Below are 238 nucleotides of genomic sequence, written 5' to 3'. Positions count from 1 at the left end.
GATCTAATTCTTACGAATCCGCCATATGTAACGAGCGGTTCTGCAAGTTTAAAAGGGGCTATTGAAGCCAGCGGATTAGAAGACAAATTCCTGCCATTAGGCAGAGGCACCGAAGCGTTAGCTATGCAATGGATTGTCAATAATCTAAAGCCTGGTGGTGAAGCGTTGGTCGTGGTTCCTGATGGTTTGCTACATCAGCGCTCTATGCTTGATTATCTGATTTCTAAATGTTTTATTA

1 pseudogene is annotated in these 238 nt (G+C 42.9%); it reads left to right on the top strand.

Annotation, left to right across the window (positions count from 1 at the left end):
• Positions 1-238: pseudogene (locus ACZ3HG_RS24790) on the top strand (N-6 DNA methylase); the annotation flags it as partial.

The sequence above is a fragment of the Erwinia sp. PME.40.26/001 genome (assembly GCF_055556675.1).
Note: the sequence above shows the minus strand (reverse complement) of the source record. Positions and strands in the feature narration are given on the sequence as shown.